At 55.9% G+C, this 26279-nt stretch carries 23 protein-coding genes and 1 pseudogene; 19 read left to right on the forward strand and 5 right to left on the reverse strand.

The features are described 5' to 3' along the window. Nucleotides 1–192 precede the first annotated feature (192 nt). On the forward strand, nucleotides 193–705 hold the full coding sequence (locus P8Z34_05775; protein ID MEJ2550175.1) for a ferritin: 513 nt from the start codon (nucleotides 193–195) through the stop codon (nucleotides 703–705). A gap of 74 nt (nucleotides 706–779) precedes the next feature. On the opposite strand, the gene P8Z34_05780 is transcribed toward P8Z34_05775, so the two are convergent. Both P8Z34_05780 and P8Z34_05785 read right to left on the reverse strand, forming a co-directional pair. Beyond that, nucleotides 780–1643, reverse strand: coding sequence for a radical SAM protein (locus P8Z34_05780; protein MEJ2550176.1), 864 nt, complete (start codon nucleotides 1641–1643; stop codon nucleotides 780–782). A gap of 295 nt (nucleotides 1644–1938) precedes the next feature. Then, nucleotides 1939–3150, reverse strand: coding sequence for a hypothetical protein (locus P8Z34_05785; GenBank protein ID MEJ2550177.1), 1212 nt, complete (start codon nucleotides 3148–3150; stop codon nucleotides 1939–1941). Between the two features lie 239 nt (nucleotides 3151–3389). Here P8Z34_05785 and P8Z34_05790 point away from each other — a divergent pair, with 239 nt between their 5' ends. The 16 genes and pseudogenes from P8Z34_05790 (at nucleotide 3390) to P8Z34_05865 (ending at nucleotide 19522) form a co-directional block, all read left to right on the forward strand. After that, nucleotides 3390–3632, forward strand: a complete 243-nt coding sequence (locus tag P8Z34_05790; protein ID MEJ2550178.1) for a hypothetical protein — start codon at nucleotides 3390–3392, stop codon at nucleotides 3630–3632. A 3-nt stretch (nucleotides 3633–3635) separates the two neighbouring features. Next, nucleotides 3636–4373: a hypothetical protein gene (locus P8Z34_05795; protein ID MEJ2550179.1), complete on the forward strand. Its 738-nt coding sequence runs from the start codon at nucleotides 3636–3638 to the stop codon at nucleotides 4371–4373. Next, entirely contained in the window at nucleotides 4373–5005 is a 633-nt protein-coding gene (locus P8Z34_05800) for a hypothetical protein (GenBank protein MEJ2550180.1), read from the forward strand. Before P8Z34_05795 ends, P8Z34_05800 begins: the two co-directional genes overlap by 1 nt. A 4-nt stretch (nucleotides 5006–5009) precedes the next feature. After that, nucleotides 5010–7526: a hypothetical protein gene (locus P8Z34_05805; GenBank protein ID MEJ2550181.1), complete on the forward strand. Its 2517-nt coding sequence runs from the start codon at nucleotides 5010–5012 to the stop codon at nucleotides 7524–7526. Continuing rightward, entirely contained in the window at nucleotides 7519–8247 is a 729-nt protein-coding gene (locus P8Z34_05810) for a hypothetical protein (protein ID MEJ2550182.1), read from the forward strand. The genes P8Z34_05805 and P8Z34_05810 overlap by 8 nt, the downstream gene beginning before the upstream one ends. Continuing rightward, nucleotides 8244–10004, forward strand: coding sequence for a glutamate mutase L (locus tag P8Z34_05815; protein MEJ2550183.1), 1761 nt, complete (start codon nucleotides 8244–8246; stop codon nucleotides 10002–10004). Before P8Z34_05810 ends, P8Z34_05815 begins: the two co-directional genes overlap by 4 nt. Before the next feature lie 40 nt (nucleotides 10005–10044). Next, a complete protein-coding gene (locus P8Z34_05820; protein MEJ2550184.1) occupies nucleotides 10045–11112 on the forward strand; it encodes a hypothetical protein in 1068 nt (355 codons plus the stop codon). A 74-nt stretch (nucleotides 11113–11186) separates the two neighbouring features. Next, nucleotides 11187–11756: a hypothetical protein gene (locus tag P8Z34_05825; protein MEJ2550185.1), complete on the forward strand. Its 570-nt coding sequence runs from the start codon at nucleotides 11187–11189 to the stop codon at nucleotides 11754–11756. A gap of 100 nt (nucleotides 11757–11856) precedes the next feature. After that, a complete protein-coding gene (locus P8Z34_05830) occupies nucleotides 11857–13164 on the forward strand; it encodes a winged helix-turn-helix domain-containing protein (protein MEJ2550186.1) in 1308 nt (435 codons plus the stop codon). Between the two features lie 373 nt (nucleotides 13165–13537). Beyond that, entirely contained in the window at nucleotides 13538–14005 is a 468-nt protein-coding gene (locus tag P8Z34_05835; protein MEJ2550187.1) for a response regulator, read from the forward strand. A 69-nt stretch (nucleotides 14006–14074) separates the two neighbouring features. After that, nucleotides 14075–14656, forward strand: coding sequence for a HAMP domain-containing sensor histidine kinase (locus P8Z34_05840; GenBank protein ID MEJ2550188.1), 582 nt, complete (start codon nucleotides 14075–14077; stop codon nucleotides 14654–14656). An 84-nt stretch (nucleotides 14657–14740) separates the two neighbouring features. Next, nucleotides 14741–15469, forward strand: a complete 729-nt coding sequence (locus P8Z34_05845) for an LppX_LprAFG lipoprotein (protein ID MEJ2550189.1) — start codon at nucleotides 14741–14743, stop codon at nucleotides 15467–15469. Next, entirely contained in the window at nucleotides 15466–17040 is a 1575-nt protein-coding gene (locus P8Z34_05850) for an MFS transporter (GenBank protein ID MEJ2550190.1), read from the forward strand. Before P8Z34_05845 ends, P8Z34_05850 begins: the two co-directional genes overlap by 4 nt. A gap of 46 nt (nucleotides 17041–17086) precedes the next feature. Next, nucleotides 17087–17800: pseudogene (locus P8Z34_05855) on the forward strand (DUF3352 domain-containing protein). Between the two features lie 163 nt (nucleotides 17801–17963). After that, a complete protein-coding gene (locus tag P8Z34_05860) occupies nucleotides 17964–18713 on the forward strand; it encodes a DUF3352 domain-containing protein (GenBank protein MEJ2550191.1) in 750 nt (249 codons plus the stop codon). A 167-nt stretch (nucleotides 18714–18880) separates the two neighbouring features. Continuing rightward, nucleotides 18881–19522: a DUF4203 domain-containing protein gene (locus P8Z34_05865; protein ID MEJ2550192.1), complete on the forward strand. Its 642-nt coding sequence runs from the start codon at nucleotides 18881–18883 to the stop codon at nucleotides 19520–19522. A 97-nt stretch (nucleotides 19523–19619) separates the two neighbouring features. Here P8Z34_05865 and P8Z34_05870 read toward each other — a convergent pair whose 3' ends face one another. The 3 genes from P8Z34_05870 to P8Z34_05880 form a co-directional block, all read right to left on the reverse strand. Then, nucleotides 19620–21071: a phosphoglucomutase/phosphomannomutase family protein gene (locus P8Z34_05870; GenBank protein MEJ2550193.1), complete on the reverse strand. Its 1452-nt coding sequence runs from the start codon at nucleotides 21069–21071 to the stop codon at nucleotides 19620–19622. A gap of 95 nt (nucleotides 21072–21166) precedes the next feature. Continuing rightward, on the reverse strand, nucleotides 21167–22462 hold the full coding sequence (locus P8Z34_05875) for a DUF4147 domain-containing protein (GenBank protein MEJ2550194.1): 1296 nt from the start codon (nucleotides 22460–22462) through the stop codon (nucleotides 21167–21169). Between the two features lie 111 nt (nucleotides 22463–22573). Next, nucleotides 22574–23860 carry an extracellular solute-binding protein gene (locus P8Z34_05880; protein MEJ2550195.1) on the reverse strand — a complete coding sequence of 429 codons (1287 nt, stop codon included), beginning with the start codon at nucleotides 23858–23860 and terminating at the stop codon, nucleotides 22574–22576. Nucleotides 23861–24005: 145 nt separating this feature from the next. Here P8Z34_05880 and uvrC point away from each other — a divergent pair, with 145 nt between their 5' ends. After that, nucleotides 24006–25865, forward strand: coding sequence for an excinuclease ABC subunit UvrC (gene uvrC, locus P8Z34_05885; protein MEJ2550196.1), 1860 nt, complete (start codon nucleotides 24006–24008; stop codon nucleotides 25863–25865). An 18-nt stretch (nucleotides 25866–25883) separates the two neighbouring features. Beyond that, entirely contained in the window at nucleotides 25884–26258 is a 375-nt protein-coding gene (locus P8Z34_05890; GenBank protein ID MEJ2550197.1) for a response regulator, read from the forward strand. Nucleotides 26259–26279: the final 21 nt, after the last annotated feature.

The raw sequence follows: 26279 nt of genomic DNA on the forward strand, positions 1-26279 counted from the left end.
CGTGAATCCGAACTACTTCGATGCCCAGTACGCACTCGAGTACGTCGGCGCAACGCCATAGATCTCTGCCCCCTTATCGGACGCAAGTAACTTCTGTGAATTCTAATCATCTAAAGGGGTGAGGTATATCCATTCAATTTTATACACGAGTGTACGCCAAGAGGCGTGCATCGTTGGAAGGAGTAAATGAAGATGTTAATCAGTAAAACATTAAATCAAGCCATGGACACACAAATCGGCAGCGAGTTGGGCGCCTCCAACCAGTATTTGATCATCGCCTCGTATTTCGATAACGAGTCGCTGCCCGAGTTGGCCGGTTTCTTTTTCCGCCAATCGGATGAGGAGCGCATGCATGCGATGAAGTTCGTGCGTTACATCCTGGACGCAAACGGCCGCGTCGAGATTCCTTCGATCCCAGCACCCCCGACTGAGATCCAATCCGCTGAGGCGGCCGCTAAAATGGCGCTCGATTGGGAAGTGGAAGTCACAAAGCAGATCAACAACCTGATGGATTTGGCCATCAAGGAGAACGATCACATCGCTCAGGATTTCCTGCGCTGGTTCGTGACGGAACAATTGGAGGAAGTGTCCACCATGGATGAATTGCTTTCGGTCATCCGCAGAGCAGGGGAAAAGCAGCTGCTGCTGGTCGAGGATTTTTTGGTCCGAAAGGGAGACCCGCACGCAAGCGAAGAGGCGGCGTGATCTCCGCTGAATCGATATTCGAACCACCCGCGTACTGTAGCGGGTGGTTCGCTTTTGGTCAAATTGACAAAGCCCTAGTTTGATTCGGCTGCCGATTTATTCCAGCCGCGGGAATGGCGCTGGTGTTTGGGGGCGTCGAAGTCAGTCCGGCCGAGCAGCGCATCGAGGTCATCGACCATCAAAAAAGGTCTGTAGTTCAGATAATCCGCGCCGGAGGGTACACTGAGCGTTCCGTCCGGGAAAACCATGACGTAGAGACGGTCGAGTGTGTCGTGATCGAGCCAGTTAATCTGGAAACGATGGGGGCTGCTTTCGACAGTTTGACGCAGCTTCGAGAATGCCTCGTCGTCGACGAGGAGTCCTTCCCAATCGCATTCCGCCATGGAGCGAGGGAAGGCCTGGAACACGTTGTAGAAGAGTCGATTTTGCATGCGCCCGGCGTAGCCGTCGAGCAAATCGACGGTGGCGGGGATGGAATCCAGGTTACAGCTTGTCACAGGAGTGGCGACTTTAACATCGATCGTTGGAAACTGCTCAAGCAGGTCCAGATCTCGCAGGATCGTCCGGAAGTGCCCCGGTTTTTTCGTGCGGCTGGAAATCTCCTCCGAAGGTCCGTCGATAGGGAGTGAGATCAAATCGATCCATCGGCCGTAGCCTCGCAGGAAGCCGTAATCCAATTCGTCCCCCGTCGTCGAGAGGGCGACTTCCAATCCGAGTTGTTTGGCGTATCGGATCAATACGCCGATATCCGTTCGCAAGAGCGGATCGCCGCCTGTGTAGACGATCCGTCGTGCTCCAAAGGAATGGATTTTTTTAACGATGGCGATGGCATTGTCGGTATCAACTTCGTTTTCGAAATCCTGGGGACCCCAGCAATATGGGCATTCTTGATTGCAGCGTGAGGTTACGTGGTAGTCGATCGTCGTAAAAGAAGTCATGAAACCCTGCCTCTGTATGTCAGGGAACCATGAGAAATCAGACGTCATCTCAAGCACATCGGTTTGATGGCCGTACTTGCAGTATAACGCAGTTCCACGTTCTCGGGTCGGTTATTTTTTAAAACTGATCGTAATTCCAGGAATATCAATCATTCATCCAAACGTCTGAACGGGGAAAATAGATATCATCGATATGGAATTCCAAGTTGCATCCTTTCGAGACGGAGCGGAAGTCGCAGGAAGGTGAGCCGGAAGCAACGCGGATCTTCATCAAAAGCCGGGTTGGCGACGGACTTTATAGAAGTTCCAGCTGTTTTGCCGGGCGATGGCCATCGAGCGTAATGTACGGTGCGGCACGCTCGGCCACGATGCCGATTCTACGCAGGTCTCCCAATTCACGGAAACGCTGCTCTCCGCGCAGTTTGAGAATCGAAGTTGCACTCTTGAGGCCGATTCCCGGCACGCGTAATAGAACCGATCGATCTGCCCGATTGATCTCCACCGGTGTGTGGGCCAATGCGTTCTGTGCATAAGCGATTTTCGGATCGCGGTCGAGCGGCAGCAGCCCTTCCTTTGTGAACGATATTTCTTCGAAGTCGAAACCATAATCGCGCATCAGGAAGGAGGCTTGATACAGCCGATGCTGACGAAGCGGATCGGTAGGGGTGTGGTTTTCGAGTGGGGTTCCGGCAACGGGATTGAAGGCCTCGAAATACGTACGCTTCAACCCCACGTTTTGGAATAATTTCTCGACCAGGCTGAGAACTTCGATATCGTTCTCGCCTGCAGCGCCGATGACGAACTGCGTGCTGCTCGATGGCCAGCGTCGATTCCACCCTTCGATGGGATCCCGACTCTGACGGATATCCTCGACCCAGATCAACGATTGTAGCAGTTCCTCGTGAAAACGTTTCATCGGGGCAATGCGCGACAGATGATTCTGGTCGGGCGCTTCGAGATTGATCGAAACGCGATCCGCCAGCCGCATCGCCTGAAGCACTTGATCGCGTTCGACTCCCGGCATGATTTTTAGATGCAGGTACCCCCGATAGCCGAGTTTGTGGCGAAGGATCGAAGCGGTGTCGAGCAGTTTGGTTTGTGTGAGGCTTCCACCGCGGATCACTCCGGCGGAAAGGAATATACCTTCTACGGCTCGCATCTGGTACAGCCTGAAGTATGTTTGAGCCATGTCTTCTGCCGAAAATGTGACGCGGCGGAAGTCACGACCGGCCTGGAAGGGACAATAACGGCAGTTCCGTTCGCACGCTGTGCTGAGCATGGCCTTCAACAGAGGAATACGTTTACCTCCGGAGAAGACGGCGTTGGTGATGCGAATGATCCTGCCGTCGATGTTGACTTCGCGATCGTTCCATTTCTCGCCGTATTTATTCCGCAGTTCGGCCGGCGTATATGCGCAGCTTCTCCGTTGTTCCCGAATCGAAGCATTCCCTTCGGATTCGAAGGTCATCGCTCGAGCGGCATGCGACAATTTATCCAGGGTGTCCATACCTCAACCATGATAGCACAAACGTTCTAGATATACAACACGGTAAAGGTTCGTTCTTCACCGGAAAAGACGGACCGATGCGCAGGAATGTCGGGCGAATCACCAAGGCGGGATCTCCGTGCTTGACCGGCCCCGGGTGAGGTACTAGAATCTTGATTCGAGCGGAGGCGGAATCCCATTACGGCGCAATAAATGGCCAATGTTTCCTGCGCGCGCGGGATATGCTATACTGCGCGTAGGTGAACGAAGAGCGCAGTGCTTCCGAACGTGCCGCAAATTGGCTTCGACATTTCGGCTTGGGATTTGCAGCTGCCGGATTTCTCGAGGCATTCCGCTCCCTGACGTATATCGGCGCCCAAGTGTTGTTCTTGTTTGAGCCAATGATTGGCTGGCGCAGTGATTCGATCCGGGATTTTGCGCAGCTCCTGGAGGATCCCGATCAGGTCGAGGATCTGATTCAGCGCCTGCGGGAGGAGGGATAGCCGTTGAACGTGGTGGGGATATTGGTTCTGATGCTCTTCATTGGTGGCCTGATCGTCTACACCACCATCGGTAGGCGTTGGCCTGCCGTCTTTCGTCCCTTGCCTGCATACGATGATTTGGGAGCGGCGATCGAAGAAGCTGTCGAGGCCGGAGAACGCGTTCACGTGTCTCTGGGTACCGGCTCGGTGATCGGTACGGACGTTGCACCCGCGCTGGCTGGATTGACGATGGTGTCGAAAATCGCTGAAATTACATCTGTCAGCGACCGGCCGGTCGTCGTCACCGCAGGGGATGCCGCAATGGCGCTCCTGGCGCAGGATACCCTCCGAACAACCTACAATCGCATCAACGCCAGCGAGGCCTACAGTCCCAATGCTGGAAGGATGCTCGGTCCAACCCCGTTCTCATATATCGCCAACCTTCCGGTACTGATCGATACGGAGAAGGTATCCGTTCACGTTTTGGCTGGTTCATTCGGATATGAAGGGGCTTTGGCAGTGGATTTCGGGACCCGGCAGGGGGCTTTCTGCCTGGCCGGCACCGATGACGTGCAGTCTCAGGCGCTGATCTATGCTACGGCAGAAGATCCGCTTGTCGGGGAGGAGCTCTTCGCGGCAGGAGCCTATTTCAATCAGCATCCAGTGCACCGGGCGGGATTACGCGTACAAGACCTGATGCGCATGATCATTATCGGCGGTATATTGGCGGGGACAATATTGCGCGCTTTGGGGGCGTTCTAGTGAAATTGGGTGCGCACCTCGTCTGGGCCGTTGTGGCGGGCACTGCGGGTCTGTTTGTCCTGTTGGGTTACTTTATCGACCATGAAATCATCATCGCCATGCGCTTGGTGCTCATGCGTTGGGCGGTTCTCATCGCTGCCTGGGCATTGATCCTCGGGATCATCAACATCCTTTACGTGCATTTCATAAAAGTTCAGGATATGGAGCCAGGCTGGCCTTACAGCATTGTGTTGATGCTGGCGTTGATCGCAACCATCGTGTTTGGTTTCCTGTTCCGCCCCGACAGCGAAATCATGGTCATGGTGTTCAATTACATTCATTTACCCATCGAAACCAGCTTGATGGCCTTATTGCCGATAACTCTGGCCGTGGCGGGATTCCGCCTTGTATCCCAAAAACGAGATTGGGCCAGCATGGTTTTTGCCGGCACGGCGTTTCTCGTTCTTCTGGGTACGGTGCAATGGCCTTTTTTCTCGGACGACATGTTCGAAAATCTTTCCGGATTGCGGGACTGGCTGGTTCAAGTTTTGGCCTCGGGAGGAGGGCGGGGAATTCTGTTGGGTGTCGCCCTGGGGGCAATCGTTACCGGTTTGCGGGTCTTGCTGGCCGTCGATCGACCATACGGGGATTGAACGCATGGCGGAAATTCGCTGTCCCATGTGCAGCCAGTTGAACCCTGAAGACGCAGAAGTGTGCGTTTCCTGTCAGGCGCGTTTGAAGCCTCTGGTCGCGGACAGTGCTCCGTCCGGTGCGGCTGACGACAGGCTCGAGACGCCGGCAGCACAAGCGGAAGGCGGAGCAGACCAGGGCTCGGATTGGTTGTCTCGCATACGTAGTGGTGCCGCGGAGTCGGATGCTCGGGATGAGGAACAAGCGGAGGATTTGACCCCCGATGCAACCCCGGATTGGCTTGGAAGATTGCGCGATACGCAGGCCCAACAAGCAGATCAGCAAGTTGGTCAGGAGGCCGAGTCAGACTGGGCGGCTCAGCGTGCGGCGCCTGATGAATCTCCCCCCACCCCTGACGCGCAAGAGGGTGAGGTTCCAGATTGGCTGGCGCGTATTCGCCAGCGCGAATCTGAAGAAACTGCTGCTCCACCCGAGACGCCAGAAATTAACGATGTGGATTGGCGATCCCGCCTCGGACAAGGCGACAGCGCCGGTGTGGAGGATGTGGAAATTTCGGCGCGCCTCATGGGGCAGATGGAGGAACCAGAAGCGGACATGGGGTTGGAAGCCGATCAAGCTGCGCCGCAGTTCAGCCAACCCGCATGGGATGAACCCGTCTCTGCGGGAATCGATGATCGGCAAGAACTCCCCTTTCTGGCCGATGAACCTTCCTCCCCGGCAGGTGGAGAATACGACCGCCCGGAAGAACCGGGCGCTCTCGAATCTGATCTCTCCGATGTTGAATTACCGTGGTTGGCTTCCACAGAATCTCATCCAGAGTCGTTCCCGGATGAAGGTGATTCGGGCGGGTCTGCCGTGGATGATGCGGCTGAATTTTCCGAGGATCTCGAATTCGAATGGCCTGAAATCGAGGGGCTGGACGAACCTTCCGGGATGCCGTGGGAAAGTGAAGCAGAGGCGCAGGAAGCGCAAGGTGAACAGGCTTTCGATTGGTTGGAATCCGGCGAGCCGCAACAGCCTGCTCCACCGATGGACGATGGTGTACTTTCCGGTGACGAACCCGAAGTTGCTCCAGACATATCGGCGGAGGAGCGCATCTTTGGCGTCGACCTCGGGCTGGATGCGGAACTTCCAGACTTTATGGAACCTGCGCCGCCTGAAGCCGTCGAACCCCCAGCTTCATCCGCGTTAATCCTCGAGGAAGAGCAGCCCCCTGAGGCTCCGAGCGGAGTCGATCTAAGCCTCGACGATATCGATCTGCCGGATTGGCTGGCAGACATGCAGGGACCTGCTGGAGCGCCAGGTCGGGAGGAGATCGTCGATGACGCGGCGTTGGCGCCTGCCACATTGCCCTCCTGGTTGGAAGCCATGCGTCCCGTTGACAGTTTCCGCTCGGTCATGGACGGGGAATCTGCCGATAGCCAGGCCGTAGAATCGGCCGGACCGTTGGCCGGGCTGCGGGGTGTGCTCATGGCTGAGCCCGTCGTGGCCATGCCGCGTGCTGCGACGATTGGTTCTGCGGGTCTCGAGGTGACTGAACGGCAGTTCGCGCAGGCTGAACTCCTGCAGCATATTCTCGTGGAGGAGGAGCGTGAATTCCCACCGGCCCAACCTGCACAAACGGGCCTGCCGCTGCTGCGTTGGATCATCAGCATCGTCCTGGTGCTGAGTGTGGCAATGCCGACGTTTCTACCGTCGATCTTTTTCGGCGTGTTCCCCAAGAACTTGTATCCCGATTTTTCAAAATTTTTTGCGGTGGTCGAGAGTCTTCCCACGGATGCGCCGGCGCTCGTCGTGTTCGATTATCCGCCCGGATACAACGGCGAGCTGAGTACGATTGCAGGGCCGTTCCTGGAACATCTCGTCGGGCGAGGGGTTCCGATCGCAACGTTATCCACGACGCCCACCGGTCCCTCCTTGGCCGAAGCGATCCTCAGTAAGTATGGTGAGAACTGGACCAATTACATCCACCTGGGCTATTTATCGGGCGGGCCTACTGCGGTTCAAGTTTTTGCGGCTGCTCCACGTATTGCTATTCCGAGGGGCTTCAAAATTCCAACTACGCTTCAGGATGATCAAATTCTGCCCGATAAGCGGGAAGTCGATATTACAGTCTGGCAATCGAGGCTTCTCGGAAACGTCGAAAGACTTTCTGATTTCAGCATGGTTGCGGTCATCACCGCCGGCCCTGAAAATGCACGCACCTGGGCCGAGCAGGCACCGAAATGGCTGGACGGCAAACCGCTGATCATGATTTTAAGTGCGGGTGCAGAGCCGTTGGTGTGGCCGTACTACGAATCCACGAATCCACAAGTCCAAGGCATCATTGCGGGAATGCCGACGGCAGTTGGTTATGAGTTGTATCTAAACGGACAGACCCACGCAGCAGAGAACAGATGGGATGCTTTTGGGTTCGGCATGTTTTCCGCCCTGCTGCTTCTTCTCGTTGGTGGGTTGTACGGCCTTGGAAGAGGATTGTGGCGCCTCGGTATGAGAACGACCCAAGGTGGCGTGGATGACTGAACTCAGCGGCCTCGATCTCATCGGCACACTCATCGCCGCGCTGCTGACCGTGATGGTGCTATCTTATATCATCGGCGACAATTTCCTTTTTCGCCTGGCGACGTACATCTTCATCGGGGTTGCCTCTGGGTATGCGGGCTCTGTTGCCGCGCACAGCGTCTTGGGCCCAGGTCTTTTTTCACCGTTGCTTAATAATAGTTTACAGGGGATCTTCGAATCGAAAAACATCATCAACTTGCTGATCCCATGGTTGATGATTTTGCTTCTTTCGTTGAAGATTTTTCCGGGCGGCGCTCGCTACGGGGGCTTACCGATGGCGATCCTCGTCGGCGTAGGCGCCGCCGTTGTTGTTGGCGGGGGTATTACAGGCACGTTGATCCCACAATCCCTTGGCGCCACGGAGACGGTCGATTCTCTGCTCCAATCGTCGAATGCGGAAGAGCCACTCTACGAAAGGCTTATCTATGCGGTCGTAATGCCCCTGGGCACGATCAGCACGTTGATGTATTTTCGTTTCAGCGCCAAACGGGAGCTTTCCGGTGAAGCTCGCCGGCCTTTCATAACGAGTGTGTTGGCTACCGTCGGTAAGTTTTTCATCGCGGCGACATTTGGGGTGATGTACGCCGGTGCCCTGGCATCATCGATCGTCATTCTTGCCGAGCGTTTCCAATTCCTGAAAGATGTCTTGTCGATGTTGGCGGACAAGTTGGTGGGCGGATGAACACGAACATCGACATCGAAACCCTCCTGGCGATCGACGTAGGCAGTGTGCACACGCGCGCGATCCTGTTCGACGTCGTCGACGGGCAATATCGCCTCGTTGCAACCGGCCGAGTTCCTTCGACTTCGGGTGCCCCGCTGTTCGACATCAGCGAAGGCGTGCGCAACGTGTTGGATGAATTGAAGCGCATCTCGGGGCGATCCTTCATAGACGATTCCGAAAATTTGATCATGCCGGTCGCCAGTGCCAGCGCTGGGGTCGACCGCTTCATGGCTACGGCTACAGCCGGGCCGAAAGTACGCACTATCCTGGTTGGCCTCATGCCTGGGGTTTCCGTGGAGAGCGTGCGTCGCCTGGCGGCGATGAGTTATCTGGATGTCGTCGGGGAGATCGACCTCATGGACCGCCGCCGGGATGAAGAGCAAATCGATGCCATTCTATCCGCGCGACCGGATTTGATCCTCATCGCTGGCGGCACGGACGGCGGAGCGATAGATTCGGTTCTGCGTATGGTCGAAACCGTGAGTCTGGCGTCACGATTGCTGCCCATCAACCAGCAGCCCAGAATCATCTACGCGGGCAACCAGCAGATTGTGGGCGCCATAGGTGATTATTTCGGAGATTGGGCGACCCTCATCCCATCGTTGAACGTGCGGCCAAGCATCGAAACGGAAGACATCGCTCCGGCTCGTAAACGCGTTACGGACGGCATCGCCGAGCTGCGTGCAGCTAAGATCGCGGGATTTGACGAACTTATCGATTGGTCGGACGGTCACTTCATGTTGACGGCGGATGCTTTCGGCCGGGTGATACGATATTTGAGTCAGGTATACAGCCCGGAGAAAGGTGTCCTGGGGATTGACCTTGGCGCCAGTCAAGTGACCGTTGCCGCTGCTTTTGACGGCAATCTCGATGTTTCTATCCTGGCGGATTTGGGAATGGGTACGTCGTTGGATGGCATTCTTGAACGCGGCAAGATAAGCGATATCAAGCGCTGGTTGCCGATCGAATTACCCGACTCCTACGTGCGTGATTACATTCACAACAAGACGCTGTTTCCGCGCACGGTACCGACCATTCTCGAAGAGCTACATCTCGAGCACGCCCTGGCACGGGAAATCGTGCGTCTGGCGGTTAAAAAGGCACGTTCGGGTTGGGCGGGAAACAGCGCTGCGCATTCTTCTGTTTTAATGCCGCCGTTGGAACCGATCATTGCCAGCGGCGGCGTGCTGACAGGTGTGCCCCGACCGGAATTCGCCGCCTTGATGCTTTTGGATGCCATTCAACCGACCGGTATCACGACTCTGGTTCTCGATCCCAACAGTTTGACACCGGCGCTTGGCGTTGCGGCCGGACAAATGCCGGTCGTAACAGTCCAAGTCCTCGAGACCGGGAGCTACATCAGCCTGGGTACGGTCATCGCACCCATTGGACGCTCGCGTAAGGGTAGGCGTATTCTAAGTTTACGGCTCGAGCGAACGGATGGAGGTGAAGAGGTCACCGGGGAGTTAAGAAAGGGGCAATTGGTGCGTATACCGCTTTCCCAGGGAGAACAGGGCAGGCTTACTATCCGGCCCGAACGAGGCATCGACGTCGGTTTCGGCGGGCCGGGGAAGGCGGGGACAATTCGTGTTTCCGGAGGCGCCGTGGGTTTGGTCATCGATGGGCGGGGTCGACCTTTGCAGCTTTCGAAAGATCCGGCCCACCGACGGGAACTCAATCAGAAATGGCTGTGGGACATTGGAGCGATGGAATAGTGGTCTGGCATCAACCTTGCAACGTAAGGCACGGTGAGATATGAAAAAGTCGTATAACATACCCGTGACTCACGTCGTTTCCATGACGACGATCCGGCGAGAACGCTTGATGCCAGTTCCCGGAACGGTGCTCGTGGGTGTGAACGAATCCGTCAAGGGAGATCAGGTGTTGGCAGAATCCGCACCCACACCACATCATTATTTTTTGAACGTCGCCCGTGGTCTGGGTGTGCCCGTGCGCCGCGTGGGGCAATATCTGGTGCGTAAAGCCGGAGAACGGGTTGAAAAGGGAGAGATTATCGCCGGCCCGGTGGGTTTTGCGCGGCGATCCGTACGCGCCCCGCACGATGGGCGCATCGTGGCGATCACGCGCGGACGGGTGCTGTTCGAAGTGCGAGCAGAACCGATGGAATTACAGGCGGGTTTCCCCGGCCGGGTAATTGCTACGGATGGCGTTCAAACCATAACCCTCGAAACCAGCGGCGCCCTGGTTCAAGGCATATGGGGGAACGGTTTGCAGGATGCCGGCATCATGCGGCTCGCGGGGGATGATCCGTCGAGCAGACTGCGAGCGGGTCAACTCGATATCAAATTGCGCGGCGCGATCGTGGTTGCGGGAATATGCGACCACCCTGCACCATTGAAACAGGCAACGGACATCTCCGTGCGCGGAGTCATATTGGGAAGCATACTCTCGGATATTATTCCCGTCGCGAAGGAATTGCCTTATCCGTTGATTATTACGGAGGGTTTTGGGGAGCTGCCGATGAACAGCGCTGCTTTTCAAATCCTGGGGAGCAACGTGGGACGGGAAGTATCGATCGATGCAACCCCGATGGAACCCTACAAGATAAACCGCCCGGAGGTCATCATTCCGCTGCCTTCGAACGTGCCTATCGAACTGCCGAACGAAGTGATCCCGATCAAGCGCGGAATTCGTGTGCGCATTCTACGTGCACCCCATCGAGGTAAAGTCGGCAAGGTGCGAGAGATGCTGCCCAGGGCGAGCATCTATCCGAGCGGCGTACACGCCGTGAGCGCAAAAATCGAGCTGGAACAGGGTGGCGTGATCTCCGTTCCTGTGGATAATTTGGATGTGATTCAATGAGACCCATCGCCGGTTGTGGGCCGATTGCCCAGCGGGAGGCCGCTTGCCGGTTTGGAGAGTAAGGAGCATGGATTATGGCAGAAGATTTTGAGGTGGGTGGCTTACTGCCCGGAGAGTCCTCGAGCAATCGAACCTTCGTTATGGCTGCCGTCGGATTGGGCGCCTTGCTGATTCTAAGTATGGCTTGCTTGGCGGCCTACGCATTGTGGTATGCGCCAAGACAGAAAGTAGCGCAACAGACAGAGGCGGCGGAAATCGTACTGCAGAACACGGAAGTCGCCGGTACGCAAACCGCAGAAGCGTCGGGCGCCACGGAAGCAGTTGCCCCTCCTACGGAAGCGGAAACTGCCACACCATCTCCGACGATCACGCCGACTCAAGTCGTCGTGCTGCCCACCAACACGCCTACGGAATTCTTGACCCTGGGCACGGTCGAACCGGGCACGGCGACCGCGGCCGCCCAGGCTACGCTCGATGCGGAAATGGGGGGAGGCGGAGGTGGAACACCGACGGCAACAGCCTTGCCGGTGACCGGCTTTGCGGACGAAGTGGGTATGCCGGCGCTGCTATTGCTTGCAGGGGCCTTGCTGGCCGTCATTTTCGTCGCCCGGGGCATTCGAACGCGTGGCGAGGTACAAGACTGAGCCGTATAGATTTCTCAGTGTTTACAGTTGACAATCGAGCAGGGTCAATATACGATTGACCCTGCTCATAATTTAACGACGAAAAGCACAAACGATGGATATGCAACTATCTGATCTGGCACTTCGATTGCTGGGCGACCTTGCTGCTGGAAATTGTGTTGCGATTACAGGATTGAGCAATTCCGGAAAATCGACACTCATGCGATCTCTGGCAACGCAAGAAGCCAAGGACGCCTTTTACCAAGCCGGCGGTCGCCACGGCTTTCTCATCTACATCGATTGCAACCATGCAGTATCGATATCGGCGCAGGCTTTTTATGAGGTCGTATTACGAACGGTATTGGAGAGGCTGACGGATCAAATTTCCGAGGATCTGGCAAAGGGGTTGAGAAATTACTATGAATCCGTAACGGAAGCCGAATCGGCGTTCGCCGCTTCTCTCTCTTTCAATCTTGCTTTGAGCGATCTCTGTGAACAATTGGAGGGCGATCTTTGCCTGCTCCTGGATGAGTTCGACGAAATTTATTCGTCGCTCGACGAGCGTGCTTTGCTCAACTTGCGCGCGCTGAGGGATCGGTTCAGCGATCGTCTGGCGTATGCGACCGCAACACTGCGCGGACTTCCTGTTTTACGCGGCCGTCCCATCGAAGGGGAATTCGCCGAGTTGTTCTCCCGGTTTTGTTACACAATGCCGCTGCTCGATGACGCGCAATCCGAACAAATCCTCGAGAAGCTCCAGCTCGGTTCAATTACCGAGGAAAAACGCTCGTTTTGTGTATCGATGGCAGGTGGACATCCGGGTTTATTAATCGCCGTTGCTCAAGTGGTGGCGGCTTCTGCGGACGATAAAAAAGCGTATCAAGTCGAACGCGTAAGCCGTGAACCGCAGCCGAGGGCAGAGTGCCTGAAGTTGTGGGATCAGCTCAACGAAGATGAACAGGCTCATCTGAGTTCATTGGCGACGGATCCTCAATCCGGACTACCGCAGCAGCATCTCCGCCATCTGGAACAACTCTCGCTACTCCGCGGTAAAAAGATCTTTTCCCCGATCTTCGAGGACTTCTTGCTGCGGAAATCGAGAGGGCCCGAAATCGACGCGCAGGGTGTTTACCTCGATTCGGACTCCGGCGACGTGTGGGTCGACGGCGTGCGTATCCCCGTGTTGACCGACCTTGAATTCCGTTTGCTCGCGTTGCTGTATGAGCGGCTGGATAAATTGACCGATAAATACCGCATCGTTACAGCCGTGTGGGGGGAAGAGTACCTTGGCGATGTGGATGATGCGCGAGTGGAGAAATTGGTGAGTCGCTTACGCAGCAAGATCGAGACCGACCCTGCCGAGCCACGTTATTTGATTACGCAGCGCGGCCGCGGGTATAAGCTTTTATCCGTGCCGCGCACGCAGTAAACTGCAATCATTCGTCTTATCGTCCTGCTCGAATTATCTTCCTTGCACTCGAAATCTGCTGCAGAGTAGCCGTGTTCTGGGGAAGGGGAAACATCGATCCATCATGGGATAGTCAGCATGATGCTGCGCTTTGCATCAACGTCGAGATTCGAGCATGGCTGGAAGCTGCTGTAGCGCGTCGTTTTCCCCTTTAACGACAAACTTGCGTTCCAACTGCGATTGGGGCAAACTAGATGAATAATTCATCGGTGTTTATTCCGCAGTGTGATTACCAGGAACGAGATGGATCTAGATTTTATCCACGTCTTTTATAATCATCATCAAGTGTCAATGCCCACCCCGCGGACGTGGATTGATTGAGGTTTAGACTGATATGGCCGAACCGACGATAATGGTCGTGGAAGATAACGTTTCACTTCTCGAAGGCCTCAAGGACCTTCTGGAGAGCACCGGCTATCGAGTCGAAATCGCCGAAAACGGCGGGGAAGCACTCGAGTTACTCGAAGACGTCAAGCCTGACTTGATCATTTCCGACATCATGATGCCCAGGCTCGATGGCTATGAATTCCAGGCCAGGGTACGTGAAAAGCCGGAGCTGCTCGGCGTACCGTTTATTTTCCTGACCGCGAAAGGGGGAAGAGATGACATCCGCTTGGGTAAAGACCTCGGAGCGGACGATTACATAACCAAACCCTTCGACGAAGAGGATTTGCTGGTTGCCGTCAGGTCCAAGCTCTCTCGTTGGGGCGATCTAAAGAAAGTGCAGGACGAGCAGATTGCTGGCATCAAACAAAATATCCTGCTCACCATGAGCCACGAATTCCGCACGCCATTATCCTAAATACTCAATTACGCAGAAATGCTCGATGAGAATTATGAAACCATTGCCCCCGAGGATTTTCGTTTGTTCATGAAGGGAATTCAAAAAGGCGCGGCACGTTTGAACCGGCTTGTGGAGGATTTCATTCTCCTCGTTGAGTTGGAGACGGGGGAAGCTGAAAAAGCATACCAAATCCGCAGACGCGAGGTCGCGGATTTGGGCGCATGGCTGCGGGTTACCTGCCGCCGTTTTGAAGACGATGCAGGCGCGAGAGGCTTGAACCTCATTCTCGATATACCCGATCAACTGCCGGTGCTTGTCGTGGATGAATATTACCTGGCGAATGCGTTGGGACGGATTGTCGAGAACGCGATAAAGTTTTCGAAATCCACGAGCGAGTGGGTACGTGTGATGGTGAACGTTACCGATGAAGCACTCAGGATCTCCGTACAGGATCAGGGAATCGGAATTCCTGAGGAAGAAATGGAATCGCTGTTCAACATCTTCCATCAGATTGATCGAGCGAAATATGAACAACAAGGAATCGGCTCCGGGCTGGCGATTTGTCAGCGAATCGTCTCGATCCATGGGGGAAGTGTGAGCGTCGAGAGCGAGCATGATGTCGGCACGGTAATCACGATTGAATTACCGTTTGAAGCGGCCTCGGGATAAACTGTCTGCTGCGAAAATCTCAGTCATGGCGAATTGTCGTTCCTTCGATTGCTTTCAATCTACGATTTATTTGGGATGTTGGGGATGATGCGAATTAAAATCCTCTTCTCCATCCTTCTGTTTATTTCCCTTGGCGCTTGCCGCACCCCAACACCCGAACCCTTGCCGGCAAGTACGATCGTCGAGAATTGTGTTGAGAGAATGCAGGCGCTATCCGGGTTCCATTTTTTGATCGAACGCAGTGGGTCACCTTCTTTCATCGACGCTAACCAATCTCTCGCCTTCCGCAGGGCTGAAGGCGATTTCCAGGCGCCGGATCGGGCGAGTGCAACCGTTCGGGTGATCGGACCCGGGATCGTCGCCGAAGTCGACATCATCAGTGTCGCCGAAAATCAATGGGAAACCAACGTGCTTTCCGGAGAATGGCAGGCATTGCCGCCAAACTGGGGCTTCAATCCCGCCTCGCTCTTCGATCGAGACATCGGCATTCAATCGATCTTGATCTCCGATCTGCGGAATCTCCGTTTACTCGGATACGAAGAACTCGAGGAATATCCCGGTCAATTGCTGTATGCATTGGAAGGGACTCTCGATGGCGAGCGGCTCTACCGATTGAGCTACGGAATGATCGGTCCGCACACATTGGAGATCTCACTATTCATCGCCCCGGAAACCTTCGAGCTGTATCGTTTGAACATCGTCGATCACCGGTCGGACGCGGAAGAAGATACGCTGTGGCAGCTTGATTTCTGGAATTTCGATCAGTCGATAGACATCGTTCCACCCGAAGTGATTGGGGATTCGAACTCGTGACTGCGATCGCGCAAAAGGCGAATCGCTCGGTGATCATACTCTGGATCTGTCTGCCGATTTTCATCGGCGCGATGGATCTCACCGTGGTATCCGCGGTCCTGCCCCAGGTCATTTTCGATCTCGAAATACCACTGCAGACCGGTCTGGATGAAGCGGCATGGCTGGTCACGGGTTATCTTCTGGCCTACAGCGTCGCCCTGATGTTCATGGGGCGATTATCGGATATCTACGGCCGACGCAAAGTCTTTCTGATTTCACTGACCGTCTTTGCGGTTGGGTCCTATCTCGTGGCAGTTGGTGAAACATGGCCGACTCGCTTCGCGCTGCGCACGATCTACACGTTCGCCGAAAATCGTCCAGATCCCGCACACGTCTCTCTGGCCGTTTTGATCGCTGCGCGGATGATCCAGGCTTTTGGTGCAGGCGCCATGGTGCCCGTCGGAATGGCACTCGTTGGAGATTTGTATCCCATCGGAGAGCGGGCAAAACCTTTGGCTGTGATCGCCGCCGTAGACACCGCGGGTTGGGTCGTGGGGCATCTGTACGGCGGCATTATCGTCCGCTTCTACGATTGGCGAACGATTTTCTGGCTCAACCTGCCGCTTTGTCTGCTGGCGTTCGTCATGATTTGGAAGGTTCTGCGAGGTACGGCAAAAGAAAGCGCGAGTGCGCGGATGGACTGGTTGGGTGCCAGTCTGATCGCTGCGAGTCTCGTTCTACTCAACGTTAGCATGGGGACGAAAATGGAGCTGGGAGGAGCGATTTCACAGGCGGGTCATACCGGTCTGCCTTCCTACGCGCTGCCTTTCGCCGCTGCAGCCGTTGGTTTGTTCGCGATATTTTTGCTGCGCCAAGCTCGCTTCGAACACCCGCTCATTCCCCTGCGCCTCTTCCGCTTACCGAACTTCACTTCGGCTACACTGGCCAATTTCCTGGTCGGTTTCAGCCTTTTTGTGGCCATCGCCAACGTTCCCCTTTTTATCAATACCGTCGTGGCACGAACGTTGGAACAAGGCGCCTGGGAGAGCGGTTGGGTTCTCTCCGCACTTACGGTTCCAATGGCGCTCGCCGCGTTGCCCGGTGGCTGGCTGACTGCAAGACGTGGCTATCGTACACCGGCGATTATCGGATTGCTTGTGAGCTTGATTGGCTTTATACTAATGACCGCTTGGCAACAGGACACGCCGTATTCAGTGATGTTGCCGAATTTGATTCTGGCCGGGTGTGGATTTGGATTGACGATCGCGCCCATCGCTGCGGCCGTGATCGACAGCGTTCCTGCACCATTCCGGGGGACGGCTTCTGCGTTGGTCATTTTCTTTCGCTTGATGGGGATGACGCTCGGGGTTTCCAGTATGACCGCTTACGGCTTGTATCGAGCGGATATACTCACCGACCGGTTGCTGCCACTCAATGCCGGTTTGAATGAGAGCTTACAAGTTGGGATGGAAGTCGCCGTCCAAGTGGTACGTGAAACCTTTTTGTTTGCAGGCCTCGTATGCGTAATCGCGCTCCTGCCTGTAATTCGCATCAGGAGCAAGAGAAGACCAAAGGAAGTAGAAAATGAGTGAACAAGAATCAACAGCCCCGGTTTCCGAATCCAGTGATCGCCGGAGGATGTTTGTAGGATTCGGCATTCTCGCAGGCGTCATTCTCGTGATCGTCCTTGCCGTCGTGATCCTGCTTTTCGTCGATCCCTTCAGGTGGGACTTGCTGGGCACGGCCGGAAGGGATGCGGCGGCTGAGGCAATGCCAACCGACGTAGTCTTGTATCTCCACCTGGACATGGATCGTCTCGGTGATGAAAACCTCGAAGCGGTCGTACGTGCACTCTCACCTGAACCGCTGGAGGAAGGCACGACGTTCCTCGATCAAACACTGGAACAGGTGGACGAGTGGCTCGGTGAGGAAATGAACATCACCTACAGTGAAGATATCCAACCCTGGATCGGGAACGATGCGGGCCTCGGCGTCGTAGATTTGATGGCAGGCGTGATTGGTGGAAGCGCGGAAGAGGGAATACTACTCGCTCTCGAGGTCGACGACGAAAGCGCAGCGGATGTGTTTCTCGATCAAACCATCGCCGAATTCGAGGAGAGCGGTGGTACCGTAGAAGAGGAAATCTACGAGGAACAAACCATCTACTTCATCGAAAATGAGATGACGAGTGACGTCGCGATCTGTCGTTCGGGTGATCTGATGCTCATCGGTGAAACCGTAACCTCCATTCAAAACGGAATCGATGCCCAGAATGGTGACTCACTTGCCGATCTTGAAGGCTACCGGGATGCGATCGGGGGGCTGCCCGGCAGCGAAATTCTGACGATATATATGGATATGGTGAAGTACCAGGAAAGTATGGAGCCGTTACTCTCTATGGCATACGGCCCGGGGATGTCGGATTTGATGTCCGAATCAACAGGCGTCGCCGCTTCCGTCGGTGTGGGGATCTCCGCCGTGGGGCTATTTCAACACCAACCCCCAAATCCCATCCATGGCACCAGAAGATACGATCCTGTATCTCGCATCCGGGTTCGACGCAGAGAATATCGAGCAGACGAGAAAAACTATGCTGGAGATGTTGGGCGGCCAGGGGGCGGATGCGGAAGAAGCGCTGGCGATGTTTACCACGGCATTTGGTTTCGACCCGATCGACGATCTCCTCGGCAGCCTGGACGGCGAATTCGATTTCTTGCTGGTGCCGTCCTCTTCAGGTGTGTTGGCTGAATCCCTGGACATTCCCCTCGGTTTTGCGATTTTAGCCGAGACCAATAAACCGCAGAAATTGCTGGACGTTGCCGATAACTTCAGCGCAGCGATGGAAAGACAAGGAATCGGAGAAGCTGAGGTCAGCGAGCAGGAGTTCGGAACAATATATGACCTGGTGAACATGTTCAATGGAGATTCGATCCTCACCTACGGCGTCAGTGATGATCGTCTGATGATCGGATCGTCGCTCGATATCCTTGCTGATCTGTTCGACGGTGGTCCGTCCCTTGCGGACAGCGATAGTTATCAGGACATTTGGAAAGAATTCCCGAAGAACATGGCTCCCGTGGTGTACGTAGACATCGAAGGTTTGATCGGACAGCTTCGGGAGGTGATGGAGCCCTGGGAACGGGAAGATTTCGACGAGGAAGCTGGTGAAGTCCTGGCTGCGATGAAATTCTTCGCTGCAGCAGCAGCGCCAATGAAAGGCAATATTGGTAGAGCCACTTTTATCCTGTTTGTTGAAACCGAATAAGCACGTCAATCTCCGTATCTCGTGCGATCCCGGAACTGCGACCGGTTCATTTCAGTGGATTGCACGAGATTGTTGTAGATATCGAAGAAAAGGGTATTTCACGCAAGAATTATCCCAGAACAGAGCGCCCGGCTTGGTTCTTTCCTGCTGCCGTCTGTGTAATCTTCATGATGGCGAATTTAGCCTGCAGCCTTCCGGCGGTCTTGAAAGATACGGTTGTGGATGACATCGTTCTGGATGCGCTTGGCCCGATAGGCCAATCGCTATACCTGCTTGCCGCCATCGGCGGCGCGCTTTTACTCTTCGCGGGTTGGAAAATTTATCGTTTCATCGTCGCTTTACCCGGATTCTTTATCGGGGCAATGCTCGGTGTGCAGATCGCTTTCCATCTGGATCAGAGCGGGTGGATCGCACTACTTGCCCTGCTCGTCGGTGGGATGATCGGTGCCTGGCTCGCCCTGGCGGTTCACGATCTCGCCATCTTCGTCATCGGAGTGGTAGGAGGCATCTTGCTCGCCGACACGCTGTGGGGAGTGTTTTCGACGACAGATCCAACGTTGTTGTTCGAAGTCGGCGCAGGAATCGCAGGTGGGATACTGCTGTTGGTGATGTCCAGAGCCTGGATGATGCTGCTTTCAGCCGCAGTCGGGGCGGTGATGTTCGTCTGGGGCGTGCAGATCAGTTTGGTCTATGCTCTGCTTTTCTTCATTCTGGGGATCGTCGTGCAATCGCTGTTGTCACGTGCAATGGGGGAACGGGCGTACGAGCAAGCGTCTGAGGCGGAACATCCTCCGATGATAAACGAATAAAGGCAGCCTTCTTGATTCCGCAGGATCGTTCGTATAATTTGTAAGGGCTCACGCACGTGAGCCCTTTTTTCATTTTAAATTTATCCTCGTTCTGCACTTACTCTGCTAATGACCCGCCAAAATCCAGCAGCGCTTGTACTTCATCCGAATTGGGGGCTTCGGCGTAGATGCGCAGCACCGGTTCCGTGCCGGAAGGTCTGATCAAAAGCCAGGAGTCATCCTCGAGGATGTATTTCACACCATCGAGCGTGTTGACTTCGCTTACCTTTACGTCGCCGATTTTATCCGGCGCAGTACTGGCAAGCTGCCGGACCAAACGAGGTTTCTCGATCGGACGGGACAAGCGTAGATCGAGGCGGGCGTACTGGATCGGCCCTGCTTCCTTCAGGAGTTCGTCGACCAATACGTTGAGTGGCTTTCCGGTCACCGCCACCATTTCGACCAGCATCAAGCCCATGAGGATTCCATCGCCCTCGGGGATGTGGCCTTTGAAGGAAATCCCTCCCGATTCCTCGCCGCCGATGAGCACATCGTCGCGAAGCATGTGTTCTGCAATGTAGTTGAAACCCACAGGAGTCTCGATTACCTCCAGGTTGTAGCGGCGCGCGAGGCGATTGATCATCTGTGTCGTCGAGACGGTTTTCACTACTTTGCCGGTAAAGCCGTGGTGTTCAACCAGATGTTTGAGTGCCAAGGCCATGATGCGGTGTGGATCGACAAACTGTCCCCTGCCATCCATGGCGCCGATGCGATCGGCATCCCCGTCTGTGGCCAGGCCAAGTTGGCCATGCCCTGCGGCAATGGCGCCTGCCAGTGCTCCCAGGTAGCGGGCGATGGGCTCAGGATGGATTCCGCCGAACCCGGGATTCATTTCCCCCCGCACCTCGAAAACCTCACAACCGGTTCCCTGCAGAATGCCTTTGATCTGTCCTCGCCCCGAGCCGAACATCGAATCGACGACAATGTGTTGCGGATTGTCGGCGATGGAATCGAAATCGATGAGTGAACGCAGATGATCGTAGTAGGCCGGCGTCGGATTGTAGCGTTCGATGAGGCCCGCTTCCCGCGCGCTTTCGTATTCCATCAAGTTGGGTCCCCGGCCCCGGGCCTCGTTGTCGTTCAGGTACACCTCGACCCGCCGGCACTGTTCCCGCATCGCGGATCCGCCGTATGCGGCTTTCAGTTTGACGCCGTTGTACCGCGGTGGGTTGTGGGATGCAGTGATCATCAACCCGGCGATCGCGCCGAGATGCCTGACTGAATAGGAAATCGTAGGCGAGGGAACGTCGGCGGAGGTGAGGTACACCTTGTAGCCGTTGGCAGCGAGTACGCGCGCGGCTTCGACAGCGAAGCGATCGGAGAGAAAGCGGGTGTCGAAACCTACGACCATACGTTTCGGGTCGGGCTGCACGCCGCTGGTCATGCCGTTGAGCCATTCCGCCGAGGCGACGGCGTCCGCAATCGCCTGGGCTACGAGACGTAGATTGTGAAAAGTAAATGTGTCTGAGATTACGGCACGCCAACCGTCGGTACCGAAATGAATGGGCATACAGACTCCTAGCGGGATGATTGGGCGGCGGGATTGTAACAGCAGGTAAGGCGATGGTCAACCGGCGGAATGGTCATGGCGGCGGTTTCCCTTGATCAGGCGGATGTGTACTTGAGACCGACGACGAGATCGTTGAGGTTGGTTCCACTGGGACCGGTTATCAGCAAAGACCCCAACGCCTCATGGAAGGGGAAGGAATCGTTATTGCCGAGCGCTCCTTCCGGATCCAGGCCGAGTCGGCGGGCGCGGGGAATGCTGTCTCCTGTAACGATCGCGCCGGCGCCCGGAGTGGGGCCATCGACTCCGTCTGTAGCCAGCGCCATCACTGCGCAACCGGGAGTCCCTTCAAGCTTCAGGGCAGCGGCAAGGGCAAGTTCTTGATTGCGGCCTCCGCGTCCATCCCCCCGAATATCGACGGTGGTCTCGCCTCCCGCGAGCAGACATGCTGGACCGGATGTCCGCAGCAGGCTGTTGGCCATCCGCCTTCCCGCGCTGCGCGCTTCTCCTTCCAATCGCTGGGTGAGGACTCGCGTGGGAAACCCTAATTCGCGGGCTTTTTCCCGTGCTGCGTGAACGACCAGGCGGTTGTTACCGATGACGATGTTTTTGGGTGGAGACGTCCGGGGCAGGGATTTTCGGCTTTGGCGCAGTGTGCGCTGGATGCTTTCCGGGATCCGGCTCCACAAATGGTACTGCTCCAAGATAGCACGAGCTTGTTCGGGTGTCGGCGCACGAAGCACGGTGGGTCCGGAGGCGATTGCGGAGAGGCGATCGCCTATCACGTCGGAGAGGATCAAGGATACGACCCTGGCGGGTGCAGCCATTCGGGCCAGGCCTCCCGCTTTGATCCGGGAGATGGCGCGGCGGACGACGTTGATGGATTCGATCGGCGCGCCGGATTTCAACATAAGCGAATTGATCCTGCGTATGTCTTCCAGGTCGATTCCCGGGCGGGGAAGCTCGAGCATGGCCGATCCGCCGCCCGAGATCAGCGCCAGGACGAGATCGTCCGCCGCCGTATCGGCGAGCATTACGGCGACCGCACGACCCGCATCCAAACTGCCCTGGTCCGGCAGTGGGTGCCCCGTTTGGAAGACCTGCAATCCGCGCGGGAGCGGTCCTTCAAATTCCTTCGGTGCGGCGATCAGACCTTCCGCGAATGGACGATCGAGGATATGTACTACGGCCCGGCTCATTGCGGGAGATGCCTTTCCAAAGGCAACGAGGAAGAACCGGTCGATCGAGTTCCGCCGGATCGTCAGGTCATCGATCTGCAGCGCGTCATCGCACAGGCTCAGCTTGCGGCGGATCAATGCGTCCGGATCTGCCACCGCCATCGCTGCGCTGCGAATGGACTTCAAATGAGCCAAATGGTCACGATATTTCAACATACGTTTACATGGATGAGTGAATATCGACGATCCTCAGTATCTTCGCAGGATCCGATGTGCTCTACGATGAGCCGGCAGTAAAACCCGCGCGGTAGCAGTGGATCGTCTTGATTATTCCGTCTGGCCGCTGGCGATCGATTGTGCGACACTGACTGCTGCGTTGGATGGCTTTACCCCATCACGAATTACCGCGACGATGGCATCGCGGATGGGCGGCCCAAATACGGCCAGCGTTTCTGGCGGAAGTTCAGGCCGCATGATGGTTACCAGGCTGCTGGCCAGGGATGTTTCCGGACCTTCCGGCCACTGGGATAAAGCCAGGTTTGTCGGCGGCAGCATACCCAGGGCGTGTGTCCATGGGCCGAGGAATTCCGGATCCGTGAGCCAGTCGATCATCTGCGCCGCCAGTTCCTGGTTATCGCTGTCGTTGTCGACGATGGCCAAGGACCACGTTTTCGCGAACCCAATACCGGGTTCTGTTTGCGTCGGCAGTGGGACGGCGGAGAGGACACGCAGATCGCTTTCCAGGAGGAATTCATCCAACGGAGCGACCGCACTGGTCGCTCGTTCTGCGACAAGCGCCTGCCAGGTTTCGGTTGCGCTGGCATATTGAAGAGCGGCCGTCGATAAGATATCAGAGTTCCAGGCCGAGTCGTAGAAAGTAAGAACTTCGGTCAACACGATGGGATCGAGTGCCGGATCGCCGGCATCGTCGACGAGAGAACCGTCGAGCGCCAGGTACTGTGCGAGGCTGAAACTCGCCGCTGGATCGTTGGCCGGAAAAAGGAACGATTCAGGTCCGGCGAGGATGTTGGACCAGGTCATCGGCGGTGTTTGGAAGAGAAAGGTGCGATAGGCCAGAATTTCGGTTTCGCTGGCGATCGGACGGCCGTAGAAGCTTCCCTCGATTCGAGCGATGGAGACCGTGTGGTCGTACCAGGCGGGAGACGCCGGCGCTTCGAGGAACGTTTCGAGGGGCAGGATCAGGCCGTCGATTGCAGCCGCTCGAAGGCTTTCCGGGGTAAGACTGATGATGTCCGGTGTTACACTCGGTGCAGCGACCATGGCGGTCGCCAGACTTTGATACAAGCCTCCAACCCCCGTTTCCTCCTTGATGCGAATTTCCACCTCCACGCCGGAATGACTGCTTTCAAACAAATCCAGGCGTTGCCGCAGCAGCATACCGGCCGGACTGCCATCGTCCGGATCGAATGCAGGCGCCAGCCAAAGCCGCAAGACGTTATCAGCTGGTTGAGGTGACTCAGTCGGGGTGGCGGTTCGAATTTGCTCAGAAGGAGCCGGCGTCATCAATTCAGGTCCGTTCGTTTCTTCGGCTGGAACGCAAGCAGAAACAAGCAGGACCGAGATTACGAGGAAAGTGCGGTGTAATTTACTCATGTCCACGGCATTATACTGCATACTTCGGAAAGTGGATTTTAGCGATTTGAAAGCAGCGGAGGCTGCATCCTTCGTGCGAAGACGGCGGTTGAAAGTACATATGCGCCATCAGCATTGTGGAATGGATGTGCTAGAATTTGACTCGATGGCAGCATCCGATCAGATCCAGCCGATCCTGGAAGGGATCCCCTCCAAGCCGGGTTGTTACTTGATGAAGGATGCGCGCGGGCAGGTGATCTACGTCGGTAAGGCCGTCAACCTGCGCAACCGCGTGCGTTCCTACTTCCATGCCTCCGCGTCACACAGTCGGAAAGTCAGCGAAATGATCGAGCACATCGCCGACATTGAGTGGATCGTTGTCGGCTCGGAACTCGAAGCTTTGATCCTCGAAATGACACTGATCAAGCGCTATCGCCCCAAGTACAACGTACGCCTGAAGGACGACAAGCGTTATCCGTACATCAAGGTCCATTGGGCCGATCCTTTTCCGAAGGTGACAGTGACCCGCCGCGTACGCGACGACGGCTCCCGCTATTTCGGGCCCTACACCAGCGTGTGGGCCGTACATCAAACGCTGGATGTCCTGCGGAAGATATTTCCATACCTGACGTGTGACCGCCATATCACCGGGGAAGATTTACGGGCCTGTTTGTACTACGATATTAAGCTCTGTGCAGGACCCTGCATCGGCGCCATCGATAAAGCCGCCTACCGCAAGATGATCGATCACCTTTGCCGATTCCTGCAGGGTCAGACCGCACCCGTGGTTGAAAACCTGGAAGCAGAGATGCAGTGCGCTTCTGCCGGCATGGATTATGAACGCGCAGCCGTCATTCGAGATCAGTTGCAAGCCATCGAGAAGGTCGTCGAACAGCAGAAAGTCGTCCTGCAGGAGAAGGTCGACTCGGACGTCATCGCTTTTGCCAGGGACGATCGCGACGCTTGTGTGCAGGTTTTCTTCATTCGCGCCGGCCGGTTGATCGGGCGAGAATATTTCGTGTTGGAGGGCACACATCAAGCGGATGACGTCGATCTCGTGCAGTCCTTCGTGAAACAATTCTATGCCGATGCGGCTCACATACCCCAACGTGTACTGCTGCCCACCGAAATCGAAGAGAGTCAGATCATCGAAAGGTGGCTTTACCAGCGCCGGGGTGGGAAGAAAGTCCGCCTCGTCGTTCCCCGCCGCGGGAAGAAAAGGGATCTGGTGCGGCTGGCCACCGAGAACGCCGCTGAGACGTTGGCCGCCCTGCGCGCACAGTGGGAAGCCGATCGCAGCAAACACGTCGAAGCCGTGGCGGAATTACAGACTGCGCTTGCCCTGTCCAAACCTCCCAACCGCATCGAATGCTACGACATATCGAACATCCAGGGCACGGCGGCCGCAGGCTCGATGGTCGTTTTTGAACAAGGCACGCCAAATAAACAGCTCTATCGTAAATTCACGGTAAAAACCGTCAAAGGTCAGGATGATTTTGCCAGCATGGAAGAGGTGCTCGACCGTCGATTCCGGCGTTGGAAGATCGCCGACGAAGAAGCGCGTAAACCCGGCGGGAAACGCGACGCTTCTTTTGGTTTCTTGCCGGATTTATTGATCGTCGATGGGGGCAAAGGACAGCTGGGCCGTGCGGTAAAAGTGCTGGATCAATATGATCTCTCGGGCGAGGTTCCCGTCGTTGGCCTGGCCAAAGAGCACGAAGAGCTGTTCCTGCCGGATAATCCCGATCCCGTGTTGCTGCCGCGCCGGTCCGAGGCGCTCTACCTCATCCAGCGCATCCGGGACGAAGCCCATCGTTTCGCACTGAAGCACCACCAAACGCAGCGACGCCGCTCCGGTTTGTCGTCCAAACTGGATCACATTACCGGAATCGGCCCTGCGCGTCGAAAAGCGCTGATTCGGGTTTTTGGTGATGTGGAACGTATTCGCCGGGCGAAAGTGGAAGAGTTGATGCAGGTCCCCGGAATCAGCCGTGGACTGGCCGAGCGCGTAAAGGCAGAGCTGTAGGCGCAAATGGAGGCGCAGATGCGTGTTGCCTGGATCGTTGATGACGACGACGAAATGAGTCAAGCTGTAAGCTTGATGTTGAAGCTGCTGGACTATTCCTGTGAGATCTTTCGTGATGCACGCAGTACTGGCCGACAAATGCTGCAGGGCCGCAAACCGGACGTCTTCATTCTGGACATCAACATGCCGAATGTGTCGGGAATTGACTTGCTTCAATTCATTCGTTCACGCCAGGGTTTCCAACATATCCCGGTGGTGATGCTGTCTTCCGAAACCACTGACGCCCAGGTGGATGAAGCCATGCGGGTCGGTGCGGATGCGTTCGTTTTCAAACCGGTAACGCTGGAAGAATTGGAAGAGGCGTTGGATCGAGCGATTCACAAGCGCTTATGAATGTGGTATACCAATCATTCT

The organism is Anaerolineales bacterium, from assembly GCA_037382465.1.
GTDB lineage: Bacteria > Chloroflexota > Anaerolineae > Anaerolineales > E44-bin32 > WVZH01.